Genomic DNA, 22,257 nt, shown 5'->3' with positions numbered 1-22,257 from the left:
CTTATTTTTAGCACGATCGTTCTTTTTTGCAATCTCGAGTTAACTGGTCTAACCATTATTCAGTGCTATTTTCGACTCACGAATCAGGTATTGATTGCGTTAATAGGTTAATAATTAAGAAGTTTGAAGTAAGTCTTAATTTTCAAAACAGCTTCAATGTAAGCGCAAGTCTGTTGACTTTTTCACGTATTACTTCAGTAACAACCTGCTATTTTCACCTAAGTTTTTTATTTAGGTAAACAATGTAATGGCAAAGAAACAAAAAATAGCCAGCTTAGAGTTTGCACGTATCATTGCGATGCTTGCGATTGTGGGTTTGCATTGCCAGATGGCACTGACGTACTGGCAGTGGAATGGGATACCATGGGTTGGCTATATGCTCAACCAACTGGCTCGTTTTGCTGTTCCGCTGTTCTTTCTCATCTCGGGTTATCTAATCCAGCCGAAGTTGAGTCATTCACCTATCGATACTCTTAAGAACTACGCCAAACCGTTAATGAAGGTTTGGCTCATTTGGAGCATGATCAGTTTACTGATGCCATTCCAATGGCAGACGGTCGCTGAGGCAGGGTATCTCGCCGAAAGGCAAGGTTATTGGGGGTACCTAATGTCAACCCCGATCAATTCACTCATCGAAGGCGGACTCGTTCATCTGTGGTTTATTCCGGCTCTGGTCATTGCCGTAGCGTTAATTGCCTTTCTCGTGCATATCAATATGGCGCAACTGATACTGCCAACCGCAGTATTGCTATACATATACGGTGCCTTTGCTGGCAGTTACGCGACCATTACCGACCTGCCAGCGCCTTTCTTTACTCGTAACGGGCCTTTTTTCAGCACGTTGCTAGTTGCTCTAGGTTATTTCGCACGAGAAGTGCAGTGGCGGTGGTCGCGAAACAATACGGTTCGATGCATTATTCTTGGCATGGCACTGCATTTTGGTGAAGCTTACTGGCTGATGCAACATGACATCGCTTTCAACTCGCACGACTTCCTATTCGGTACCGTTATCTGGGCTGTAGGTGTCTTTATGTGGCTTTTGGCTCACCCTCATTTTGGCGACATGCCTTGGGTCTTCAAACTATCTCCTTGCGTGTTAGGAATATATGTTAGCCATCTGCTTATCATAATTGTCATGATGAATGTCGCTGAATTTATCGGGCTGCAACACCTCGCGAAAGATGTGTTTATTTATCCTGCAACGATTGTTGCAACCATACTGCTTGTGAAAGCAATTGACGCTTCACCGTTGAAAAAATGGCTCCTACGCTAAATGCATTCAGCTCTAGATATAGCTAGCTTTAACTCAAAAGGGTTAGAGCTAGCCAGTTAAAAATGAGATTTCTCTCTCACTGACCAATTTTTGACTTTCTAATCCTTCAGAATTTGCTTTCACTCACAAAAAACATTGTTCATTTCCTTTAAATTGGCTCGACTATTACAACATTGCTCATTAAACGGAGGCTGTATGTGGGCAGGTCAAGGACTCGTTCCTTTTTTAGAGATTAGTCACTGGTTAACTTACGGTTTATATGCCGCTGCGGTTTTATTCGGCGCAGCAAGCATTGCGTCACTCAGAAAATAGTGGCGCACACTATCATTTCCTAACTCCTACTGTTAATTCGAGCTCTCTCACAACTAACTCATTCATTTGTGGCTAATATTTCTCCAACCAGACAAAGGAGAAATGTCTATGCCAATCTATCCAATTGTGGCTTTCTGCTGTTTGTTGTTCTCTAGCGCCACCTTTGCTGCATCAACCAATGAACTGAACCTTGTTAATTCTGGTGTCGGTTACGCGGCTCTGATTATCTTTTCGATCGCTTACATACTGGTTATGTTGGAAGAGTATCTGAAAATGAGAAAATCCAAGCCAGTGCTGCTCGCTGCAGGATTAATTTGGATTCTGATTGGCTACACCTTTGCTCAACACAATCAGCCTGAAATCGCCAAATCCGCACTAGAACACAACTTGTTGGAATATGCCGAGTTGCTGCTGTTTTTGCTCGTGGCGATGACTTACATCAACGCAATGGAAGAACGCAAACTCTTCGATGCCTTACAGGCGTGGATGGTTGGTAAAGGTTTTGGATTCAAAAAGTTGTTCTGGCTGACGGGGTTTCTCGCTTTTGTCATTTCACCGATTGCCGATAACTTAACTACGGCCCTTTTGATGTGCGCTGTAGTGATGAAAGTCTCTGGTGATAATCCTAAGTTCGTCAATCTTGCTTGTATCAACATTGTTATCGCAGCCAACGCTGGCGGTGCATTCAGCCCATTTGGTGATATTACAACCCTGATGGTGTGGCAGGCCGGTCATGTCAGCTTTGCTGAGTTCATTCCGTTGTTTGTACCGTCATTGGTGAACTACTTGGTTCCCGCATTTTTGATGTCACTTTTTGTTCCAAACACAAAACCGAATACGATTCACCAACACGTTGAGCTAAAACGCGGGGCAAGGCGTATTGTCGCGTTGTTCATTTTGACGATTGCCACCGCAGTCTCTTTCCATGCTGTGCTGCACTTCCCACCCGTTATGGGCATGATGATGGGCTTGGCGTACTTACAGTTTTTCGGATATTTTTTGCGCCAAACTCTCAAACACTCACTCGCAAAAAAAGCAGCTATGGCAATTGCCAATGGCGATGATCAGGCATTGAAGCGCTTAGGCTCAGTGGTTCCGTTTGATGTGTTTCATCGTGTGTCTCGAGCCGAATGGGACACCTTGTTGTTCTTCTACGGTGTTGTAATGTGTGTTGGCGGTTTAAGTTTACTTGGCTACCTCGAACTGGTTTCAAACGTCATGTACACGCAATGGAACCCAGTCTGGGCAAACGTAATGGTTGGTGTCCTATCTGCAATCGTCGATAACATTCCGGTTATGTTTGCTGTACTGACCATGGAACCAAGCATGTCGATGGGCAACTGGCTACTGGTCACATTAACCGCAGGTGTCGGTGGCAGTTTGCTTTCCATTGGCTCCGCGGCAGGCGTCGCTTTAATGGGAGCCGCGCGTGGACAATACACCTTCTTTGGCCACCTAAAGTGGGCTCCCGTCATCGCCTTGGGTTATGCCGCCAGTATTGCGGTACACTTGTGGATGAATAGCGGTTTATTTACTTAAAAGCACCGACAATCAGGTGCTTAACTTGCAACACAACCTAGCGGTCGGATGGATGGTTAACGCCATCCATCACTTCAATCGCTCCCAACTCATATGGGTTGACGCCCTCTAAGCAGCCGACATTATAGCCATACTCACTCGGGTCAGAACGACGCTGATGGTGCGTATAAATACCGCACTCGCCACAGAAAAAGTGCTTCGCAGTGTGTGTATTAAATTGATACTGCTTCAAGACGTCTTCGCCTTGCATAATACGAATACCGTTCAAAGGTACAGATGCGACAATCGCGCCACGACGTCGACACATAGAACAGTCACACCGTCTCGGTTTCTCAATACCATTGGGTAACGCCAGTTCCAGCTCAACTTTTCCACAGTGGCAACTCAGTCGATGTAATGTGTTGATTTGGGTGTTGCCAACTTTCTTAATCATAACTTTTCCTTGTTGTTTTTCTATCTGTGTACATTATGTTAAACAGGTTAATATCATCATAATCTCGTCCAAAAACTCGACATCCATCACTTTTCGCGACATTTTATTGGCCGATTTGTTAGTTGCTATTTTGGCGACTGTCTATCGCGTCCGTGAGACGTGTTATCTCCGGCGCGGTTTTTAAACCAAGGAAATTAATTTATGGACAAAGATCATAGCCTAAGAGAGAACCTCTTGGCTCTGACGCTCGGCAGTGCGTTGGTGTCACTTGGGGTGATATTTTTTAGCAAAGTAGGATTGCTCACTGGCGGTACGGCTGGTTTGGCGATCTTCCTAACCAAAGTGAGTGACTTCAGTTTTGGTCAGATATTTTTCGCTCTTAACCTCCCTTTTTATATTTTATCTGTGATGCGCATGGGTTGGCGCTTCACTATCAATACCTTTATTGCGGTTTCGATTGTCTCTTTTGCGGTCGATCATCTGCATCATGTGATTGAGATTTCACGAATCGAACCTTTCTATGCGGCACTTTTGGGTGGTGGACTGATTGGAATCGGTATGTTGGTAATTTTCCGTCACAAAATGAGTTTGGGTGGCTTTAACATTCTAGCGCTGTACCTTCAGGAACGTTTTGGAGTTCGAGCGGGTAAAGTTCAAATGGCGTTAGATTGTGCCATCGTGGTGATGTCACTGTTCATTGTAGATGTGCACCTTATCGCTCTATCTGTTCTAGGTGCCATCGCAACGAACTTGATTTTGGCGATGAACCATAAACCAGGACGATACCAAGCAAAAGCGCAAGCAGCATAATCATCGCTGCATAGTCAACAACCTTAAAGCCCCCAGCCAGTCGCTCGGGGCTTTTTTCATTCAACGCTAAGATCACGTCAACGAGCTCGTTTTGCAGTGCTGCTGCATCTCTTCATCCAATTTAGCTTTATATTTCTGGCTAAGATGGAAGTGTACTTGCATCAACAAGTCATGTGCGTGGAACAGCTCAAACGCGTCGCTACCATTTTGCTGACAAATAGCCTCACAGCGCTCAGCATGCACTTTGGCTTCTTGCGGTTTATCCGCTTTAAGCAAGCTCATCGCTAAGCGATACTCTGCGCGCTCTTCTTGCATCCACCCCCCTGCCACTTTCCAATAGTCTAGCGCGAGTGTCGCTGCTTCTAACATCTTCGATTTTTCCATGCACGTGCGCTCAGCCAGCGCTTCGTACTGACATGCTAAGTTGTTCGCAGTGATCGCGATAGCGCGCGCTAATGGCCCTTCTGCATCGTTCGGCGTCATTCCTAACGCTGCCTTCACCAACCATTGACTCGCCAGTTCAAGCTGAACAAGTGCAGAAAGTTCATTCGAAATCAAAGCGTAAACTCGGCGTTGTTCTTGCTCTTCCAATAATTCCATATTGTCAGTGCCATCTACGAAATAGCGCGCAACGGCAATACTGCGTTGAAATGCCAAACTCTCGGCAACCTTGCGTTCATCAAAGTGATCTAAGCAAGTAAGAAACTGTTCTGGGCACTGGAGATGCCCAATAGCGGTATGCAGCATCAATGCGAATATTCGCTCGATTTGGGTAACGTCTTCCACCTCGCTCAGAGCCGTTTCTAGCTGAGCATAAACTTGTTCGGGATTTTCTTCGTGATGCTGCCAACATTCACTCATGAAGGCATCAAAATCCGTTTTGAAAGGCATGTCCTTATTGTCCTTTTTCTATTCGTATAACGATTATGAAACTCTACACTATCGTTACCCCTGTGTAGCACGCTTAATCCCAATATGAGAATCGCCTCACTTAAAGCGGTGTACCTTGCTCCAGCGCGAGCAAACGTTGCTTGCGCTCCACTCCACCTGCATATCCAGTCAGTTTTCCGCTTTTGCCAATAACGCGATGACAGGGTACCACGATAGAAATCGGATTCTTCCCATTTGCTAACCCAACAGCACGCACAGCTTTAGGGTTACCTATCGCATTCGCAAGATCTTGATAGCTCCACGTTTCCCCATATGGAATGGTCGTTAGTGCCTGCCAAACTTGATTTTGAAAATCAGTGCCTGTCGCAGCAAGGGGCAAGTCGAATTCGTTGCGCAGACCAGCAAAGTATTCATCCAGTTGGGTGACAGCTTGGCGCAAAACCGGATGCTGCTCGTCTCGCCCCCCCAGCTCACTCGGCTTAGTGGTGCATGTTTCAAACCAAATGCCAAGTAAGCCCTCAGCGTTCGATTGGATAGTCACCGTTCCTAGTGGACTCGGCATTTCGGTATAAAATGTTTTCATGATTGATTCCATAAGTGAAACGTCGCGTAGCTTCCCCAAGGGGCCGCAGTGTGCGTATTCAGTGATGGGTAACGCTGCATCGCCTTTTTCACCACTAAGTCTTTATCTAAAAAGCAATCGGGTTGAGATTGCCCTCGCAGTTGAGCATAACTGACGGTCCAAGGTCCAATGCCTTTCAAAGTTAGCCACTGCTGGGGGTCAGCTTCTGAGTTGTCCTGCATAAACTGGGCGAAGCGCACTAGCGTCTCTTTACGGCTTTGCGGCATGCGCAAAAAGCTCACGTCGGCGTTTGCAATATCACTGGGAGTCGGGAAAAAACGTTTTTCTGACTCTCCGCTAAGTGTGGCCACCAATAAGTTAAGTTGACCAATCGCAGCTTTAACCGACACCTGCTGGCCTAAAATCGCTCTAACCCCTGCTTCCCATGCATTCCATACACCAGGAATACGAATACCTTTACTCGACACGAGCCCAGGCGCGACATACTCCAAATGCTGCTCAACAGTACAAATATCAGCGTCAAGATCGAACATACGACGAATGTCAGACACCAAGTTTTGCAGCTTCGTTACGTCTTCAATTTCAAACGCCAGTTCTAAGTATCCTTCACCTTTTGTCGCTTTAAACCAGGCTTTGCTGTCATCCAAAAAAACGTTGCGCTGATAACTCTCATCACTCACCAGCTCAACCCCCTCAACCGCTCGCAAACGATAGAAGTCCAACATGTGCGACCAATTCAACTCACCTCGATAAGGTAAGGCAATTCGATTGCAACCCGCACCATCAAACTCTTTACGGCGTACTTGAGAAGGCGTTAGTTTGAGAAACTTTTGAAAAGCATCGTTAAAGCGGCGCGTACTGTTAAAACCTGACGCAAACCCCACGTCGGTGACCGACATAGAGCTGGAGTGAAGCAACTGTTTGGCGAACATTAGTTGCTGATATTGCGCATACTGCTTGGGTGACATACCTAGATACTGCTCAAACAACATACGTAAGTAACGGTCAGAAATCCCAACACGCTCAGCCAACTCAGACACCGAATGGTGATGCAACTCCCCTCTATCAATTAACGAAATCGCTCGTTGAAAGGTCGTCTCGACACCTTTCCATGCCCAAGATCCAGGCGCGCTATCAGGTCGACAGCGTAAACACGGACGGTACCCTGCTTGAAGGGCTTGCGTCTTATCAGCGAAATACTCAACATTTTCTTCTTTAGGCAAATTTGCCGGGCAAATCGGACGACAAAAGATTCCCGTTGTTTTTACCGCCACATAAAATCGCCCATCAAAACGACTGTCTCGCGCGACTCGCGCCTTGTGACACTGCTCGAAGGTCAGTGAAGTATGGGGGTGAATAAACATAGTGCTTTCCTTGCTCATGCCTTTTGTCATTTATTGTTCATAGGCATCGTTCAATATAGTGTTATTGTAGCTTGCTTAAGCGCCCACAATTAGCCATTTTCGGAACTCAATATTGAGATTTATTGGCATTAGCGCTTTTGTACACTAAAGTTAGATCCAGAACATCACAACAACGTCGGCTAAAGGGAATTGGCATGGACTTACATACTTGCGTAATTGTATTAAGAAACCAAAAGGTTATTACCAGTAAATCCGTAGATCATTCTATTGGAATTATCGAACGAGACTCAGATAACGAGATCTCAGAAATTCAGATTAATGCGACGGATGGACGTAATATTCGAACTTATCACTACAACAATGTAGAGGAGTCATTAGAGAGCTTAATGAACCTCTGACGGTTTTCTTTAACACACCTTTCTCCCTTGTTAAAAGCGAAAGCAATAGAGCACAGTACATGTGCTCTTTTTTTTTGTTTAACAGCAAAAATGTTTATCGAAAATAATGACAGACCTTGATTTAAAACAGACAATAATCGGCAAATAAACACCCGAATATAAAAATCAAGACATTGATTTAAATAAATAAAAACCAATCATTCAATTTTTTAGAACGAGTTTATCAAAATCCTCCCGTTATTTTTATGTTCGCCTCTACCTAAACTGTTCTCAACAGCACGGGAGCACACGCTTCCCACTCATTGAAAAGAGTCAGAGGACAGAATCATGAAAGCACTATTACAGAAAATTACCACATCAAACGCAGGTTACAGCGCACTATCACTTCGCGTTCCAATCGGCATTATCTTTATGGCGCACGGCGCACAAAAACTATTTGGCTGGTTTGGTGGCTACGGCCTAGAAGGCACAGGTCAGTGGATGGCATCTATCGGTTTAGGTCCTGGCGTACTCATGGCGTTACTTGCGGGCAGCGCAGAGTTCTTTGGCGGCTTGTTCATTTTACTTGGTCTGCTAACTCGACCAGCAGCGGTTGCTTTGGCGTTCACGATGGTGGTAGCGATATTCTCTGTCCACTTTGAGAATGGCCTGTTCATGGCAAACAACGGTTACGAGTTTGGCTTGGCATTACTGGCAGCGAGCGTTTCTCTGGCGTTCTCTGGCGCAGGTAAAGCAGCGTTAGATAACTTTTTAAACAAAAAGCTCTCTTAAGGAGGCCTTATGATTACGGTAAGACATGCAGCAGACCGAGGTCGAGCAAACTTTGGCTGGCTTGATAGCAAACATACGTTTTCTTTTGGTAGCTACTACGATCCTCAACATATGGGCTTTTCTGAGCTGAGAGTCATTAATGACGATGTAGTCAAGCCTGGCGCGGGTTTTGATACACATGGCCACCGTGATATGGAGATCATCAGCTATGTGTTGGAAGGTGTTATCGCACACAAAGACAGTGAAGGTAACGTCAAAACACTACCTGCAGGTGAATTCCAACTCATGTCGGCAGGGAAAGGGATTTACCACAGTGAGTACAATGCGTCGAACCAAGATACGCTGCGGTTTCTACAGATTTGGATTCAACCAAACACATTTGGAACCAAACCAGGTTATCAGCAAAAAGATTTTGGTCGCAATCCTGGGTTAACGACTATCGCAACTCCAACTGGAGAAAACGGCACGCTACTTATTAAGCAAGATGCGACTTTGCATCAGTTAATTCTTGAGCCAAGTAGCGAACTAAACTTTGAGATTGAGTCGGGCCGAAATCTATTCATCCATCAAGTGACAGGCAGCCTTAGTGTCGACAATACCACTTTGACGGCTGGCGACGGCGCGAAGATTGAACACCAAAGTAAGGTTGTTTTGCGCAATACATCAAACGAAAGCACAACAGCCCTGTTGTTTGACTTACCATAACTATCGATTCATCGAGATAAAAACAAAGCCGCCTTGATTTCTCAAGGCGGCTTTTTCGTTTTTCTGACTTTTCATTCAACGCTATTCGTCGGAAGTGCCAGAACCAATTTGCTGAAAACTGTAAGCGGTCAGTGGATCGATCTCTTTGACAATTTCTTCCACTTGCTTAATCGCGTCTACAGACGAGCTAGCTTTACGATAGCTCAAATAGATAGGGCGACACCAATCTTCTACTCCAGACACCTTGTGAAGCTGCCCATTAGCGATAAATGGCTCCACGAGAGAGATTGGTAAGTACGCGGCTCCACCCTTCTCTAAAATAAAGTCCAATGCGATACGCGCTGTTGAAGTGCGTAAATATGGAGCCGGAATCTTAGGGTGACGTTCAGAATGCTCCGAGGAGAAACGCGTCCCCCAGTCAACGTACACATATTTGTTTTCGAAAACGGTGTCTAAAGAATCTTTCTCAGTTGATACCAGAACGAGAACAACATCTGCCACTTTTTTACAGTTAAGCTCATCAGCTTTGATCTGATCGAACGCAAATGCCATATCTAACGTGCGCTCTAGCAAGCTACGACTGAGCATCTCACGTCCCATCACTTCTGCCATGAAGCCATAACCACCAAACGAATCTGTGACGACACTTAAACAATTCTGTAAATAAGCGTCCCAAATGTTTGGCGTGCCACCTAACGTTAGTTGCAGCGCTTTGCCATCTTCAAGCGATAATTCTAGCTTCGCTTGTTGCAATGTAGTGACCATTACCTCGGCATAGCTGATTAAGCGCTCACCTGCAGAGGTCAACTTTATGTTATTTCGATCACGAATAAACAATTGCGTATCGAAGTAACTTTCCAATTGTTTGATACGTGCGCTCACAGCGGCTTGGGTAATATAAAGGTTCTCAGCAGCACGTCCGAAGTGACGAACTCTTGCCAGCTCTAAAAATGTTCGAAAGACTTTTACATCCATAAACCATCTCCTGGTTAATATAAAACCAGATTAACAACTAATTAAAATCATGACGACAAAAAAGTTTTGTTTTTCTTTTGTTAGATTTAAGCCTAATTTTCGCCGTAAGTTCACTACATTCATCAATAACGGTTACAGAGGCTGTTGACATGTCTGACACTGAATTCCGTCATGGCAAAAAACGTTTTTACGATAACGTAAAATTCCCACGCGGCTTTGCAAAGTCTGGCGATTTTACTCTTTCAGAAGAGGAAATCCTAACAATTTATGGGGATACAATGCTTGGCTTAGAGTCAGGCGAATTAACACCTGAAAACAGCGAAGAGAAACACTTCATCAAGGTGTTAGAAAACCCGGGCAAAGCAAAAACAAAACTTGAGCGTACGTGGCTAAAGTACACCCAACTTGCTCGTGGTCGCAAGCGCTTCCATACGCTAAATGGTCGTAACAAGCCTGACGCCACAGAAGAATACATTGAAGAGAGTTTGGTTGAAGACGATTAATAACCAATAACCTAGTTCTCGCCTTTTTCTAGCAGTAGGCGAAAGCTCGTTTGACTTTACTGAGCGAGCAAGACAAGCTCATTTCTTCTCCTAAAGCCCAAGGGGGCATTCTCCCAAGGGCTTTTTTAATATTTGGGTGATGACCGTTTACTTGGCGAGCGTCGCAATCTTTTTCAGAAAGCTCTCTTTCAAATGCTCTTGGTCATATTCCAAGTGATAGGTGTTGTGGAAGCCAATTTTTAGCTCAACACCATTCCCTCTCAAGAAAACGTTGTACCCATCGTAGTCAGAAAACGCTTCTACACCTTCATACATTTTACCAAATTCGGTTGGTGTACCGTTGTTCATCACACATTCGTAAGCCTGTAGTACTTTGCTCGGATCTAACTCATTTTTCATACCGAATTCCTCACTGGTTTACACATTTCAATTATGGTTAAAGAATGAGCGCCATGCCATATCTAACCCATAATATTTGAAGTTCGTGTGCGATTTCGCACTCTGTAGGTTGTTAAAAAACAAGGTTAAGTGCGAAGGCAGAACTTAATTTAGATCATAAATTTTATCTATTTATTCGTCAGTTTCATAATGCAATTTCTTTGTAAAAAATCGTCTTATAAAAGCATTTAGATATAAAAATCGTCGACAAAACCAACATTGGTTAAAGAAAAAGCAAAATTTTGACCTAAAACAATAGCAGTTCGCCATTACTTATTTTATAATGCGAATTAATGTTTCAGTACATCGTCAATTCCAATAACTAGGGGCACAAAATGAGACTTATCCCGTTAACTCGAGCAGCACAAGTAGGTAAGTGGGCAGCTGCGCATATCGCTAAGCGTATCAACGACTTTAAACCTACTGCTGAGCGTCCATTCGTTCTGGGTCTACCAACTGGTGGCACTCCTCTAGCAACCTACAAAGCCCTAATCGAGCTTTACCAAGCCGGCGAAGTCAGCTTCAAAAACGTCGTGACTTTTAACATGGATGAGTACATTGGCATCCCTGCGGATCACCCAGAATCTTACCGCTCGTTCATGTACAACAACTTCTTTAATCACATTGATATTCAAGAAGAAAATATCAACCTACTGAACGGTAACACAGACGATCACGACGCAGAATGTAAGCGTTACGAAGACAAAATTAAGTCTTACGGCAAGATCAACCTGTTCATGGGCGGCGTGGGTAACGACGGTCACATCGCGTTCAACGAGCCAGCGTCATCTCTTTCTTCTCGTACTCGCATCAAGACCCTCACTGAAGACACTCGCATTGCGAACTCTCGCTTCTTTGACGGCGATATCAACCAAGTGCCTAAATACGCGCTGACTATCGGTGTTGGTACGCTTCTAGACTCAGAAGAAGTGATGATCTTGGTCACTGGTCATAACAAAGCTCAGGCACTTGAAGCAGCCGTGGAAGGTTGTGTAAACCATCTATGGACAGTTTCTGCTCTTCAGCTTCACCCTAAAGCGGTGATCGTATGCGACGAACCAGCTCAACAAGAACTGAAAGTGAAGACAGTGAAGTACTTCTCTGAGCTAGAAGCAGAAAACATCAAAGGCTTTTAACCCATAGGATTGCAGCCTAGAAATACACTAAAAATACAAAACCCGTGTTGAACACGGGTTTTTTCTTATCTGAACAGCGGGCTTAAGTCGTCAATAAGCTTTAATACCAAACTGACGAAGACGCTTAGGAAGCACTTCATCCAACTTGTCTAGTTCACTTGGTTCGACTTCGATAAGGTTGAAATGATGCTGCTCATAAACAGTACGAATGGTCTCACGGTCGGCCTGAGCCATCTCCCCATCGTCACTTCCCCAAAATTGCAAATAGACTTTGCCACCTGGCAAGTAAAAATCGCTAGTGACATCTTGGTCAATCGGCAGCTGACGCTCATAAGCGTGCACTACACCAGCCAAGTACAGCCAGTTGTCAATGAGCAACTCACCCTTAGAGCGTACGTAATGCCCATCTAATGTTCGGTGCTTGGCTTCAAATTTTTGGCGAAAGCTTGAGTACGATTTATCCGTAGAATGTGACTCCGCGTCTTGCCCTAAAAACTCAATGACAGACTGCTTAAGACGCTTGTTACGCAGCACCACATCGTGCCATACGACAAAGGTATTTTGTGTTTCTTTATCGGTTCTTTGCTGCCCACCAGCGCGCACACCAGCTTCTGTGACACTCCATCCCTCTTCGGATTTGGTCAACCAACCCAGTTCACTCAAAAGCTGGTTCATGCGCTTCGCATTCAATTTCAGCTTTTCACCCAGTTGTGTCGCGCTCAATGTTTTCCCTGAGCTGGGAGTCAGCTCAATATGTAAGTTGGTCGGCCAGACGATGAACTGGCCAAATTTAGGGTGATCCACATACTCACCGCCAAACTTTGCCCCTTCTTCGGTCAAAATCCACTTTTCATCTTGGCGAACGATGTAGCCTGCACGTTTGAGATCGGCAAACAGCAGCTTAGCTTCTACCTTGCGCATTTTCGCTAATGCCGACGTCGATATTTTTTCAGACATGTGGGTACCTCATGCTGCTGCAAAATTGAACACTATGTCGTCATAGTAACGCATTGATTTCACGGCTTGAAGTCAGGCAAACAAGATTTCGTGTTACAAATAGCAAAGCCAGCGTATAGGTGCTGGCTTTGTTATTTCGGTAAAGAAGCGAATGTTATCTAATAAAAGCGATACATCCTTGCAAAATCACTAAATTCACAATGTCGATGAAGAATGCACCGACAATTGGAACCACCATAAATGCTTGTGGTGATGGACCATATTGACTCACGATGGAGCCCATATTCATGACTGCAGTCGGTGTAGCACCTAACCCAAAACCGCAGTGTCCGCTAGCGATCACCGCCGCATCGTAGTTGCCTCCCATCATGCGGAATGTTACGTAGTAAGTGAACATCGCCAACACTGCCGACTGAATAGCAAGAATAATAAGGAATGGGATCGCAAGATCGAAAATATTCCACAATTTCAAACTCATCAAGGCCATGGCAAGAAATAGAGATAGTGCAACTGTGCCAAGAATATCAACGGTTTCTAAATCAACCTTGCGCGCCTTCGTCACTTCCATGATGTTAGTGATAACAACACCAATAAACAGCGCATAAACAAAATCGGGAATCATTAACCACTTGATGTCAAAACTGCTTACCCAACTTTCCAGATACTTCGCGCCTGTCACGCAAAGTAGAATGATGGACAAGCTTTCAACGACTCTTTTCGCTGTGACACGATCTTCCTCATGTTCGTTGTACGTCACCAGTTCAGGGAAACTCTGATGACTTTGATTGGTGCGTCCGTATTCCGATTCCAAGTTGTGTTTGTTTAGTAGCTTTTGTGCAACAGGGCTGCCAATAATCCCGCCCATCACCAAGCCAAATGTAGCAGAAGCCATTGCCACCTCTAGAACATTATGCAAACCATACATTTCTTGAAAAGTTTGCGACCACGCAGCTCCCGTTCCATGTCCGCCAGAAAGCGTAATGGATCCGGCGATCAACCCCATGAGTGGATCTAACCCCAACGCTGTTGCTAAGGACACGCCGACCGCATTTTGGATAAGAATGTAGACCGATGCCACAACTAGGAAGATGAAAACCTTCGCACCGCCTTTAATCAGTTGGGTGTAATTTGCCGCTAAGCCAACGGTTGCAAAAAACATCAGCATAAAGACGTTTTGCAGTGGTAAATCAAAGGAAACATCCACACCGTTTAAGTGCATCGTCGTGATGACGCAAGCGACCACTAGACCACCAACAATTGGCTCTGGAATATTAAATTTTTTTAAGGTTGGTAACTTGGTGTTGATGAACTGCCCTAAAAACAACACGCAAATTGCGACGAGGAACGACTCCTGTGGGCCGATAGATATTACCTGATTCATGAGACCTCTTTACTCTACTCTTTCTCATTCATTGAGCACGCGCTCAACGTGAGATAGGTGCCTAAGCCAGTCAGATTGCCTCTCGAAACTTTTGTTTTCTAGGCCTCTTTGACCATCAATTCTCATCAAGTAAGAAATAGGCAGACCTAAAATTATGCTAATTATCATTTAATGAGAATATTCATTTAGAACAGGCGATAAATGTATTGATGGGAAGAGAAAAACAACACTTCTCAACTTATGAGAAGCGTTTAATTTCCATATTAAACAAAACCTCAAAACAACGACCACATAGGTGGATATTTAGAGCGAATGAGACAGGCGGATACACTAGGTTTTAAATAATTACTTTCTCTCTAATGCACTAGGTGTTATACATATATATAACACCATCTCAACCAAGAGATTCACTCATGACTAATTGGCATGATCGCCAACCGATATTTCGACAGTTGGCAGACCAGATCACGCAGCAAATACTGCAAGGTGTCTGGCAAGAAGGCGATGCTCTGCCCTCCGTCCGTAGCATCTCTGCAGATATGAAAATTAACCACCTCACCGTTATGAAAGGCTATCAATTGCTTGTTGATGACGGGCTAGTGGAGAAAAAACGCGGTCAAGGTATGTTTGTCGCTTCAGGAGCAAAGCTCAAATTACTCGCAGACGAGAAGGCACGTTTTCTTCAGCAACAAATTCCACAGATAGCCGACACAATACAGCGTCTGGATATGTCACTCGACGAATTCATTCAACAACTAAAACCACACTTGAAAGGTGACCAATGAGCGCATTAGTCAGTGTAAACAACGTCTCCAAGCAATATCAGCAACAAGGAGAAGCACTGCATGAAGTGAGTTTCGACCTACATGCAGGACAAGTACTTGGCTTACTCGGCCATAATGGCGCAGGTAAATCAACGCTTATTAATGCCCTACTCGGTGCACATGAATATCAGGGCACTATTCGTATCAACGGATTTGAACCCATTATGCAACGCGACAAGATAATGCAGAGCTTATCCTACATCTCGGATGTCAACGTTCTGCCAGATTGGATGACCGTTGCTCAACTGCTTCACTATACCGAGGGTGTGCACCCAGGGTTCAATCGCGCCCAAGCAGATACACTGCTTCGTCAAACGGACATCAAACCTCGTGCGCGTATCAAATCTTTATCCAAAGGGATGAAGGTGCAATTACACCTCGCGATTGTGATCGCGACCAACACCCAAATCCTCATATTGGATGAACCGACACTCGGGTTAGATCTCGTGTATCGCGAGACGTTTTATCGTCACTTATTGGAATGGTTTCACGACGGCGAGCGCGTGTTGATCATCGCCAGTCATGAAGTATCAGAGATTGAGCACTTGCTGACAGATGTTCTGATTCTTAAGCATGGTCGCCCCGTTCTGCAAACCTCGATGGACAGTATCAGTGAAGACTATTTCATTCTTGAAGCCAACGACGAGCACCGCACACAAATTGAAGCGATGAACCCACTCTCGTCACAAAAAGGCCTCGGTTCAACGAAATGGTTACTCAAAGCCCAGTATGCCCAACAAGCAGAAACAATGGGTTCCATCCATGGGGTGAAGTTAGCGGATCTATTTTTAGCATTGCAGAAGGAGGCAGAGTAATGCGTTCAGTTGTCGCGATGTTGCAAAAAGAGTGGTTAGAAAACCCTCTTGTTTTACGTATTCCACTGTTTGTGTTGGCGTGTGGAGTTATTCTCTTTGTGAGTTTGATGAGTAACGACACTCTACAACACAATATGTTTTTCCAAATGAGCTTTGGTGGCGATGTCAGTGACATTCACAAAGAGCTTGGTGATGATGTCAATATGTTGATTACCGGAGGAGCAGGGCTGCTGTCTATCTTGTTAGCCGTTCAGTACTTCCCAAGAACGCTACGCAAAGAACGGGCGGAAGGCAGCATTATGTTTTGGCGCAGTATGCCTGTCAGTGACATAAAAACCCATTTAGTGAAGCTAGGATTTGGCTTATTGGTGATTCCGCTCGTCTGCTCGGTGCTCGTACTCGCTGCAAATTTAATGTTGTGGTTGCTGAACATCTCTACTGATCACCAATTGGCTTTATTGTACCGCCAAGCCTCGTTAGGTTACGTGCTGCTGCATTGGGGAGAGTTTTTAATCAGAATGTTGTTCGCCGGTATTCTGCTGTTACCGCTGGCATTAACTGCGATGGCTATTTCACAAAAAGTGAACTCACCACTGGTCATTTTGTTTATCGCCATTTATGCGCTGCGTTGGATGCCTATCGCACTTTTTGGTTTCTACGGACTAGATCAGTTTTTCTCCGAAGTGCTTTACCTTCCGCTGCACGCCATTATTACACCAAACCCATTCAATGTCATTCCTCAAGCGGGTTGGTTAAACGTCGGCATTTACGCCTTCATTGGTATTCTTGGTTGGACAGCTAGCCTCAAGTTCAGCCGAACTATCCAATAATGCTTCGTCCGATAAACGACCAAACCAAGTCATAAAAAAACGGTCACAACCAGTGTTGTGACCGTTTTATTTCGCCTCTAGGAGCTCATCCACTTAACTTTAACCAAGGAATGAAATGTAGCCTTGCAAGATAATTAAGTTGACGATGTCGATAAAGAAAGCGCCCACAATTGGCACCACCATAAATGCTTGTGGCGACGGGCCAAATCGGTTAACGATTGAACCCATGTTCATTACGGCTGTTGGGGTTGCACCCAAGCCAAAACCGCAGTGCCCCCCTGCAATAACCGCAGCATCGTAGTTGCTTCCCATCACTTTGAACGTAACATAGTACGTAAAGATTGCTAAGACGACAGACTGCACAGCTAAAATAACCAAGAATGGAATCGCTAGATCGAAGATATTCCATAACTTCAAGCTCATCAGAGCCATCGCTAAGAACAGAGATAGCGATACCGTACCTAACATATCGACCGTTTCGGCATCTAACTTACGAATCTTGGTCACTTCCAAGAAATTCGTAATGATCACACCAATGAATAGCGCATATACGAAGTCTGGAATCATCAGCCATGAGATTTCATACGTGCTTACCCATTGCTCGACATACTTGGCCCCAGTAACACAGATCAGTAGGAAGAAGAGTTTCTCCACCACTTTTTTCGCCGTTACTTTATCTTCTTCGTATTCATTGTAAGTCACCAACTCCGGGAATTTCTCGTGAGTTTTGGCATCTCGACCACCACGACCATACTCAGACTCTATGCTGTTTTTTTCCACCAGACGCTGCGCTACAGGGCTACCAATGATACCGCCGATGATCAAACCAAAAGTCGCTGATGCCATTGCAATTTCTAAGACGTTATCCAATCCATACACGTCTTGAAAGGTTTGTGACCACGCAGCACCTGTACCATGACCACCTGACAGAGTAATCGAGCCAGCAATTAACCCCATCAAAGGATCTAAACCGAGCGCCGCCGCAAGTGAAACGCCAACGCCGTTTTGTATGATGATGTAAAACGATGCGACAGCTAAGAAGATAAAAACCTTCGCACCTCCTTTCATCAACTGAGTGTAATTTGCGGCCAAACCAACTGTCGCAAAAAACATTAACATAAACGTATTTTGTAATGGCAAGTCGAACTCTAAGTCGATGCCGTTGAAATGAAGAGCAGTAATCATGCAGGCCACAATAAGACCACCTACAATCGGCTCAGGTATGTTGAATTTCTTTAAAATCGGTAGCTTAGCATTAATAAAATGCCCCAGGAAAAGCACACTGATTGCGACCAAGAAGGACTCCAGTGCACCTACAGATATTAAATGATTCATATCGCCTCTTATTATTGTTCTCTTCATTCTCCGTAATGAATGAGTGTTAGTTTAACCTTCGTTCAATAGCAAATTTTCTCGCTTTATTGTTTCGAAAATACTCAAAAAGTTGGTGTAGATGCGCCTTAGGCTAGTTTAAGGGGCGCTCCTTAAGCGATGTGTCAGTTTTTACGCTGTTAGCAAGCCCTTAAATGTGAAAGGAGCTGATACAGCTCCTTCAAATGGCCCCTCGCAATACCTGTGCGTTATCGCTTGGGGTGTTGTGTTGTGAGTAAATTCTGGGTGACACTTTCTGAACCACTTCGGGCTCCCTTACTTAAACAGAATGTGTCAATTACTATCAAACAAAGTTCCTTCCCGTTGTAACCGCTAAACGCCGAGAGCGCGTTCAAAACAATTGGGTTTGCCTGTTCCTGTCGTAGCTTTTCAACTCTGGCTCATGGTGTATAAACGAGCCGAATCCAAGGAAACTCTCAAGCTGCAACAAACGTTTTCGTCACAACGGAGCAGGATTATAACATATCGCTGATAATTTTCTTCAATTCAGTGACATTCACCAACTCCATGGTTAAACCTTGCAATGATTAACTGCCTATTATCATTTTCACAGATAAAGATCGAAGCACAGTTACTCAGTAAGCTTCTTAGAAAACGATGCATAGCCAATAACTTCACCGCCGTTCTTATCCAAGAGGTCTTGATAAACGCCCTAGAGAACCAAGCCGCCGAAATATGCGATGTTATCATGATTGCTTTTCGAGACCGATGCCCCGACTTTGGCTGATGAGTACAACCCCAACTATGCATCAGACAAAAACATGTATAATTTTTTATACAAGTTATTCAATAACAAGAGTCCCACATGAACATTCATTCTCTTTGCCCTGCGCTATTACTCAGCGTCGTCTCATCAGCTACAGCAGCTGAAAACATTCGTATTCAATATTCTCCCATAGAGACAACTCATGAAAAAATCGCCCAACAATCTATTCAAAGCAGCGATGTAAACACCATCTTTGTTGAGCTGTCTCAGGCCTACTTTCCATTTGATAAAGCTCTCACGCTGGTTTACGGCGGAGAAGATGGTCCAATGTATGATCCTGATACACACACAATATACGTTCCTTACACTTTTTATTTGGAGTCGCTCAATTACTTCTCCAATAATCAGTATGAAGAACGCTTCGGAAAATCCCCAAAAACAGGGGCGCTAGATACGTTATTGCACACTTTACTTCATGAAGCTGGACATGCTTACATCGAAGATCAAAGCATCCCTGTTCTCGGAAAAGAAGAAGATGCGGTCGATAATTTTGCCACTATTTTAATGATTGACTTCCTAGAAGATGGCGCAGATATGGCCATTAGCGCCGCCGACATGTTCGCATTCGAATCCGACGACAGACCGGACTACTACGATTTTGGCGAGTACATTGACGAACACAGCTTTGATTTGCAGCGTTACTTTTCAACGTTATGTCTGGTGTACGGTAGTGATCCTGAGCAATACAAAGCCTTACTCGATGAAGTAGAAAAAGACTACCTGCGTGATCGCAAAGAGTTCTGCCAATTCAATTACGGCAACATTCGCGACAATTGGCTGCATTACTTGCAAAACAATGAACCAAAAGAAAATTCGCCACGTAAAAGCGATTAGAAAATCTCAAACAAGAAAACCGCAATGACAAAACTCACCATATTTTATGACGGAACCTGCCCGCTTTGTGCCAAAGAGATGAAGGCGCTAAAACAACGCGATGCCAAGCAGCAAATCAAAACCGTCGATATCTATAGTGATGCATTCGCAGATTATCCTCAGATCGATCCTGAACAAGCCGACACCATTTTGCACGCCCTCAACGAAAAGGGGGAGCTTCTGCTTGGGTTGGACGTGACTCATCGTGCGTGGCAATTAGTTGGTCGCGGTTGGCTCTACGCTCCACTGCGTTGGCGCCTCGTTAAACCTGTTGCTGACTGGCTTTACCTGAAATTCGCAAAGAATAGGTATCGCGTCTCATATTGGTTAACGGGGACTTCTCGTTGCAATAGTGGGTCGTGTTCACGTTAATTGTGATCCCGCTTAAAAATGCTACGACCTTCGTCTAGATTTACAAATTTCCAGTACTTCTGATTGAGTAACTCGGTTAATCTCTAAGCATTACAACAATAAGTATTAACACTTTTATCAGGCAAGCTTATTCAGCTTGTCACTTGTAACGCTGCGCCGAGAGAAGGACGTCTCTATGAATCTGACGATCAGAAAACGACTATATATCCTTTCAATAATTCCAATTCTAACCATGGCAATAGGCATGATGTGGTTCACCTATCTACAAACCACAGCCTACAACGAACACGAGATTGAGCAGACTCGAAGTCAAATGATGGAGATGAAAAAAGCCGAGCTCAAAAACTACGTCCAAATGGCGCGCTCCGCTGTCGAGCCACTGCTCGTTCAAAATGCCCCACTTGAAGAAGCACTGCCGATCTTGAAACAGTTGGAGTTTGGTCAATCCGGCTACATCTTCGGTTACGATTCAAAAGGCGTTCGCGTCGTGGTGGGTAAAAACACCAAAGGCATCGGGGAAAACTTCTATAACTTGCAGGACAAGAAAGGCAATTACCTGATTCAGGATTTGCTAAAAAATGCCAAAACTGGTGAGTTCACGACTTATTACTTCCCGAAACTCGGTCAGAGCGAAGCACTACCGAAACTGAGCTACTCAGTCTTTATTCCTGAATGGGACTTGATGTTGGGAACGGGTTTCTACACGGACGATATCGACGCCATTGTGGCAGACATGGAAAAAGCCGCACACGAAGATCTCAACACCACACTAACTGCGATAGCCCTGTTTTGTGCCTCGATTACAGCGATAGTTGCAGTCTTTGCCGTGTTTGTTAACCGCAGCATCATGAAGCCTATTGAGCAGTTTGATGCTTCAATTCACTCTTTCGCGCAAGGCGATGCAGATTTAACCGCGCGCATGGAAGAATCGAGCGTGCCGGAGTTCACCCAACTTAGCCGTAACTTCAATATCTTCGTTGAAAGCCTGCAAGGCATCATTAAGAGCGTTAGCCACGTAGGACAAGAAGTGGTTTCAGAGACCAACGAGATGTCACAGCGTGCATCGCAAGTGGATGAATTAGCTTCTGGTCAACGTGAAGAGACCGAACAAGTCGCTGCGGCAATGACCGAGATGACAGCAACGGCGCACGAGATTTCAAACAACGCTAACCAAGCAGCGCAATCAGCCAGAGACGCCGATGAAAACTCACAACAAGCAAAACACATTGTTGATTCAGCAGCGAACTCTGTCGAAGCACTCGCGCTAGAGGTGTCGGAAGCCAGCACGGTGATTTCTCGTTTAGAGAGCGACGTAAAAAACATTTCTTCTTCTCTGGAAGTGATTCAGGATATAGCCGAGCAAACTAACCTATTGGCACTGAACGCAGCCATTGAAGCAGCCCGTGCAGGCGAACAAGGTCGCGGCTTCGCAGTCGTTGCCGATGAGGTTCGTAAACTGGCGAGTCGCACTCAAGACAGCACAGGCGAAATTCACCAAATGATTGAGCAATTGAAGTCTGGCTCGGATGCGGCAGTGAAAGCCATGGGCTCAAGCCAAGCGCGTGGTGAAGCAACGGTTGAGGAAGCACGAGCAGCCTCTGCCGCACTGCAAGAAATCCAAGCCGCAATTGCTAACATCATGGACATGAACACGCTTATCGCAACGGCAACTGAAGAGCAAAGCCAAGTTGGGCAAGAGATTTCACAACGTATTGAAGTGATCTCTCAACAAAGCAGCCAATCGGCGCACCTTGCGAATCAAAACCGCGCAGGTAGTGGCAACCTAAACCACAAAGCTAACGAGCTGTACGACTTGGTCGGTCGCTTTACGGTTTAACGCTTTCCTCACCCACTCACCATTCAAACAGCGACGCCAAAACGTCGCTGTTTTTATTTCTGCTATCCTCATACGACTT

General features: G+C 44.8%; 23 protein-coding genes. 14 read left to right on the top strand and 9 right to left on the bottom strand.

Translation table 11 applies throughout. The features are described 5' to 3' along the window. The first annotated feature begins 247 nt into the window (after positions 1-247). Positions 248-1,273 (top strand): acyltransferase, encoded by a 1,026-nt coding sequence (locus tag R8O10_RS17740; protein WP_158173319.1) that lies wholly within the window; start codon positions 248-250, stop codon positions 1,271-1,273. Between the two features lie 420 nt (positions 1,274-1,693). Beyond that, positions 1,694-3,124 (top strand): sodium:proton antiporter NhaD, encoded by a 1,431-nt coding sequence (gene nhaD, locus R8O10_RS17735; RefSeq protein WP_005374422.1) that lies wholly within the window; start codon positions 1,694-1,696, stop codon positions 3,122-3,124. Positions 3,125-3,161: 37 nt separating this feature from the next. Here the strand turns inward: nhaD and R8O10_RS17730 are convergent, their stop codons facing one another. Then, a complete protein-coding gene (locus R8O10_RS17730; RefSeq protein WP_053308033.1) occupies positions 3,162-3,557 on the bottom strand; it encodes a GFA family protein in 396 nt (131 codons plus the stop codon). Positions 3,558-3,758: 201 nt separating this feature from the next. On the opposite strand from R8O10_RS17730, the gene R8O10_RS17725 reads away from it, so the two are divergent. Continuing rightward, positions 3,759-4,367: a YitT family protein gene (locus tag R8O10_RS17725; RefSeq protein WP_005374427.1), complete on the top strand. Its 609-nt coding sequence runs from the start codon at positions 3,759-3,761 to the stop codon at positions 4,365-4,367. Between the two features lie 72 nt (positions 4,368-4,439). Here R8O10_RS17725 and R8O10_RS17720 read toward each other — a convergent pair whose 3' ends face one another. From R8O10_RS17720 to R8O10_RS17710, 3 genes are all read right to left on the bottom strand, one after another. Then, positions 4,440-5,258: a hypothetical protein gene (locus tag R8O10_RS17720; RefSeq protein WP_258676295.1), complete on the bottom strand. Its 819-nt coding sequence runs from the start codon at positions 5,256-5,258 to the stop codon at positions 4,440-4,442. 100 nt (positions 5,259-5,358) lie between these two features. After that, entirely contained in the window at positions 5,359-5,841 is a 483-nt protein-coding gene (locus tag R8O10_RS17715; RefSeq protein ID WP_053809746.1) for a methylated-DNA--[protein]-cysteine S-methyltransferase, read from the bottom strand. Beyond that, positions 5,838-7,205 (bottom strand): AlkA N-terminal domain-containing protein, encoded by a 1,368-nt coding sequence (locus R8O10_RS17710; protein ID WP_053350107.1) that lies wholly within the window; start codon positions 7,203-7,205, stop codon positions 5,838-5,840. Before R8O10_RS17710 ends, R8O10_RS17715 begins: the two co-directional genes overlap by 4 nt. 194 nt (positions 7,206-7,399) lie before the next feature. Here R8O10_RS17710 and R8O10_RS17705 point away from each other — a divergent pair, with 194 nt between their 5' ends. From R8O10_RS17705 to R8O10_RS17695, 3 genes are all read left to right on the top strand, one after another. After that, positions 7,400-7,603: a hypothetical protein gene (locus tag R8O10_RS17705; RefSeq protein WP_017633816.1), complete on the top strand. Its 204-nt coding sequence runs from the start codon at positions 7,400-7,402 to the stop codon at positions 7,601-7,603. Positions 7,604-7,930: 327 nt separating this feature from the next. Beyond that, entirely contained in the window at positions 7,931-8,374 is a 444-nt protein-coding gene (locus R8O10_RS17700) for a DoxX family protein (RefSeq protein WP_005374434.1), read from the top strand. Between the two features lie 9 nt (positions 8,375-8,383). Next, the gene (locus R8O10_RS17695) at positions 8,384-9,079 is read left to right on the top strand and encodes a pirin family protein (protein WP_005383228.1); all 696 of its coding nucleotides are present in this window, start codon (positions 8,384-8,386) and stop codon (positions 9,077-9,079) included. Positions 9,080-9,160: 81 nt separating this feature from the next. Here R8O10_RS17695 and R8O10_RS17690 read toward each other — a convergent pair whose 3' ends face one another. Further along, entirely contained in the window at positions 9,161-10,054 is an 894-nt protein-coding gene (locus R8O10_RS17690) for a LysR family transcriptional regulator (protein ID WP_005374436.1), read from the bottom strand. 149 nt (positions 10,055-10,203) lie between these two features. Between R8O10_RS17690 and R8O10_RS17685 the strand changes: the two genes are divergently transcribed. Beyond that, positions 10,204-10,557, top strand: coding sequence for a DUF413 domain-containing protein (locus tag R8O10_RS17685; RefSeq protein ID WP_005374439.1), 354 nt, complete (start codon positions 10,204-10,206; stop codon positions 10,555-10,557). Positions 10,558-10,704: 147 nt separating this feature from the next. On the opposite strand, the gene R8O10_RS17680 is transcribed toward R8O10_RS17685, so the two are convergent. After that, the gene (locus tag R8O10_RS17680; RefSeq protein ID WP_005374440.1) at positions 10,705-10,956 is read right to left on the bottom strand and encodes a DUF3081 domain-containing protein; all 252 of its coding nucleotides are present in this window, start codon (positions 10,954-10,956) and stop codon (positions 10,705-10,707) included. A 374-nt stretch (positions 10,957-11,330) separates the two neighbouring features. Here R8O10_RS17680 and nagB point away from each other — a divergent pair, with 374 nt between their 5' ends. Then, positions 11,331-12,131 carry a glucosamine-6-phosphate deaminase gene (nagB, locus tag R8O10_RS17675; protein WP_005374441.1) on the top strand — a complete coding sequence of 267 codons (801 nt, stop codon included), beginning with the start codon at positions 11,331-11,333 and terminating at the stop codon, positions 12,129-12,131. 90 nt (positions 12,132-12,221) lie between these two features. Here the strand turns inward: nagB and R8O10_RS17670 are convergent, their stop codons facing one another. Together R8O10_RS17670 and gltS (R8O10_RS17665) are read right to left on the bottom strand one after the other, a co-directional pair. Further along, the gene (locus R8O10_RS17670) at positions 12,222-13,088 is read right to left on the bottom strand and encodes a hypothetical protein (RefSeq protein ID WP_005374442.1); all 867 of its coding nucleotides are present in this window, start codon (positions 13,086-13,088) and stop codon (positions 12,222-12,224) included. Positions 13,089-13,242: 154 nt separating this feature from the next. Beyond that, positions 13,243-14,469: a sodium/glutamate symporter gene (gltS, locus tag R8O10_RS17665; RefSeq protein WP_137282915.1), complete on the bottom strand. Its 1,227-nt coding sequence runs from the start codon at positions 14,467-14,469 to the stop codon at positions 13,243-13,245. Positions 14,470-14,882: 413 nt separating this feature from the next. Here gltS (R8O10_RS17665) and R8O10_RS17660 point away from each other — a divergent pair, with 413 nt between their 5' ends. Genes R8O10_RS17660 through R8O10_RS17650 form a run of 3 tightly spaced genes read left to right on the top strand, consistent with a single transcriptional unit; the run spans position 14,883 to position 16,938 of the window. Then, entirely contained in the window at positions 14,883-15,254 is a 372-nt protein-coding gene (locus R8O10_RS17660) for a GntR family transcriptional regulator (RefSeq protein ID WP_005374444.1), read from the top strand. Continuing rightward, a complete protein-coding gene (locus R8O10_RS17655; protein ID WP_213970791.1) occupies positions 15,251-16,108 on the top strand; it encodes an ABC transporter ATP-binding protein in 858 nt (285 codons plus the stop codon). The genes R8O10_RS17660 and R8O10_RS17655 overlap by 4 nt, the downstream gene beginning before the upstream one ends. Continuing rightward, positions 16,108-16,938 carry a hypothetical protein gene (locus R8O10_RS17650; RefSeq protein WP_318191585.1) on the top strand — a complete coding sequence of 277 codons (831 nt, stop codon included), beginning with the start codon at positions 16,108-16,110 and terminating at the stop codon, positions 16,936-16,938. The genes R8O10_RS17655 and R8O10_RS17650 overlap by 1 nt, the downstream gene beginning before the upstream one ends. A gap of 99 nt (positions 16,939-17,037) precedes the next feature. Here R8O10_RS17650 and gltS (R8O10_RS17645) read toward each other — a convergent pair whose 3' ends face one another. Continuing rightward, the gene (gltS, locus tag R8O10_RS17645) at positions 17,038-18,273 is read right to left on the bottom strand and encodes a sodium/glutamate symporter (protein WP_005374448.1); all 1,236 of its coding nucleotides are present in this window, start codon (positions 18,271-18,273) and stop codon (positions 17,038-17,040) included. 862 nt (positions 18,274-19,135) lie between these two features. Between gltS (R8O10_RS17645) and R8O10_RS17640 the strand changes: the two genes are divergently transcribed. The 3 genes from R8O10_RS17640 (at position 19,136) to R8O10_RS17630 (ending at position 22,178) form a co-directional block, all read left to right on the top strand. Further along, positions 19,136-19,930, top strand: coding sequence for a DUF4344 domain-containing metallopeptidase (locus tag R8O10_RS17640; protein WP_025768728.1), 795 nt, complete (start codon positions 19,136-19,138; stop codon positions 19,928-19,930). A 24-nt stretch (positions 19,931-19,954) separates the two neighbouring features. After that, positions 19,955-20,341, top strand: a complete 387-nt coding sequence (locus tag R8O10_RS17635; RefSeq protein ID WP_104980301.1) for a thiol-disulfide oxidoreductase DCC family protein — start codon at positions 19,955-19,957, stop codon at positions 20,339-20,341. 175 nt (positions 20,342-20,516) lie between these two features. Then, complete coding sequence (locus tag R8O10_RS17630) at positions 20,517-22,178, top strand: methyl-accepting chemotaxis protein (RefSeq protein ID WP_318191584.1); 1,662 nt, start codon at positions 20,517-20,519, stop codon at positions 22,176-22,178. Positions 22,179-22,257: the final 79 nt, after the last annotated feature.

Source organism: Vibrio sp. 1727, from assembly GCF_033344415.1.
GTDB classification, from domain to species: domain Bacteria; phylum Pseudomonadota; class Gammaproteobacteria; order Enterobacterales; family Vibrionaceae; genus Vibrio; species Vibrio alginolyticus.
Note: the sequence above shows the minus strand (reverse complement) of the source record. Positions and strands in the feature narration are given on the sequence as shown.